The sequence below is a fragment of the Mesorhizobium sp. M0152 genome (genome assembly GCF_040322415.1).
In the GTDB taxonomy this organism is placed as follows: Bacteria; Pseudomonadota; Alphaproteobacteria; order Rhizobiales; family Rhizobiaceae; genus Mesorhizobium.
In genome coordinates this window covers 1-2,068 of record NZ_JAMYTH010000104.1, presented here as the reverse complement: position 1 = coordinate 2,068, position 2,068 = coordinate 1, and the positions used below count along the sequence as shown (strand labels likewise).

Sequence of the window (2,068 nt, the reverse complement as noted above, 5' to 3'; positions counted from 1 at the left end):
GACTAATCTTGAGGATATCGTCCGCCGTCATGCTGTCGAGACCAGTCCAGTTCTTCTGAGGTTCCACAATGGCATAGAAGTTGCCGCCGTAGGAGACGTCCACAACAAGTTCTCCAATGCCTGGAACGTCGATTTTCGCGTCACTCGTATGAAGATAGGCGGGCACATTGAAGATGCGGACCTCATCAATGAAACGGCCGTTTCGTGTGTACTCCACTTCAACGCGACCGGCGGGCACCTCAAGCGCCAGCCGTCCTTCGGTCTTCGGCACGACGAAACCCTGTTCGAGGGCGGCAGTTACCGTACCGATGGTGCCGTGGCCGCACATTGGAAGGCAACCGGAAACCTCGATGAACAACACGCCGATATCGCAATCCTCACGTGACGGCGGATATAGAATGGAACCTGACATGACATCATGGCCGCGAGGCTCGAACATCAACGCTTGGCGCACCCAGTCATGGTCGCGTAGGAATATCTGACGCTTTTCGGCCATGCTGACATTGGGCAGTATAGGAGCTCCGCCGACAACAACGCGAACGGGGCTGCCACATGTATGGGCATCTATGCATATAAAGGTATGGGGATTCATGATTATCCTCCAGATCAGGAAAAACGGCTGACGGAAAAGGGTGCAAGATTGATCATTGGCGCTCTTCCGGCAACCATGTCCGCGACCAGCCGGCCGGTCGTCGGCCCAAGCGTCAGACCGCAATGACTGTGACCATAGGCGTGGATGATGTCATTGCGGCGCGGCGAGAAACCGATCACCGGAAGTGTGTCGGGAGTCGTTGGGCGATGCCCCATCCAACGTGTGCCCCCTGTTGATATAAGATCCGGGAGGTAAGCCTTCGCCATCTTTGCCAACGCGTCACTTCGACCATAGTTGGGGGGCGCCTTCAATCCAGCGAACTCGGCGCCGCCGCCGATTCGCAATCCCATATCCATAGGCGTGGCAACGAACTTGCGCTCTGCGAAAATGACCTCCCGAGAAAGCGTCACTCCGGAATTTGGTATCGTGATGTTGTAGCCGCGTTCGCTTTCAAGCAACACGCGGTCGCCGATGGTCTTGGCGAGACGCGCCGACCATGCACCGGCCGCAATCACCAATCGGTCGAAGCTGATGTCTTGTCCTCCGGACACACGAAGCTTTTTGCCCTCGATCGCAAGAGCGTCGCCGCTCACTAGCTTAGCGCCTCTGTTGACAACAAGTTCGCGCAGACGATCAACGACCCTCTTTGGATCATTAAAATGCGACCACTGCGGCGTCATGACAGCTTTAACGACAACCCTGCCGAGCGCAGGTTCCAGCCTGCGCGCCTCGTTCCCGTCTAGCTCATTAAAGACCAGCCCGTAGCTTCGACGCAGATCACGATCTGCCGCGTCTGCAGCGAAGGCAGCCTCGGTTTCATAGACCCAAAGTGCTCCAACTTGATGCAGTTCGTCCCTAAGCTTTAGCTCGTCGAGAAGAGGGAGATAGTCGTCGTAGATCGAAGCGCTTAAGGCAGCTAGCGCTTTAGTGACACGGAGCATCTCACTTTTCGAACCGCTGCGCATGAAACGCAGGAGCCAGGGTGCAAGTTTCGGAAAATGGGCGGGACGGACAGAGAGTGGGCCGAGCGGGTCGAATAGCCAACCCGGTACTTTCCAAATCAATCCGGGCACACTGGCCGGCACGATTTCGGTGACGCCAAGTGCACCGGCATTCCCGAAGGAGGCCTTATCTCCCGCCGGGTTCCGATCTACGACGGTAACAGAACGACCATCTGCGAGCAGTGCTCGAGCGGTGCTCAGGCCAACAATGCCTGCTCCAACAACAACGATGTGGCTCATCGATCGATCCGCGTATCGTTCGCCGAAAGGCGAAGGTTGATTTCTGCACCCAGGCTGGCAGCGGTAGTCGCCGAAGTCTTCGAATTGTCTCGAGCGGGTCGATTGGCGAACCTCATAAATGCATCTCCGTAGGCGCTGTGCACCTCAATCTCATGTTGTTAGTGCTAACAGTCCCCAGGGCCACTGTGAGGCCGGCATTTAGGTGGCGAGGCTAAGCAGTGCGGCTTCATCGGGC

2 protein-coding genes are annotated in these 2,068 nt (G+C 56.9%); both read right to left on the bottom strand.

The genetic code is table 11. The annotated features are described in order from the left end of the window. Positions 1-592 (bottom strand): proline racemase family protein (locus NKJ26_RS33260; protein WP_352700076.1); only part of this gene is annotated, 592 nt, incomplete at its 3' end. Positions 593-606: 14 nt separating this feature from the next. After that, positions 607-1,833 carry an NAD(P)/FAD-dependent oxidoreductase gene (locus NKJ26_RS33255; protein ID WP_352700074.1) on the bottom strand — a complete coding sequence of 409 codons (1,227 nt, stop codon included), beginning with the start codon at positions 1,831-1,833 and terminating at the stop codon, positions 607-609. Between the last annotated feature and the right edge of the window lie 235 nt (positions 1,834-2,068).

What these genes read in the sequence shown, in the direction of transcription:
- NKJ26_RS33255 (WP_352700074.1), bottom strand. Translation starts at nt 1,833, where the DNA reads ATGAGCCACATCGTTGTTGTTGGAGCAGGCATTGTTGGCCTGAGCACC.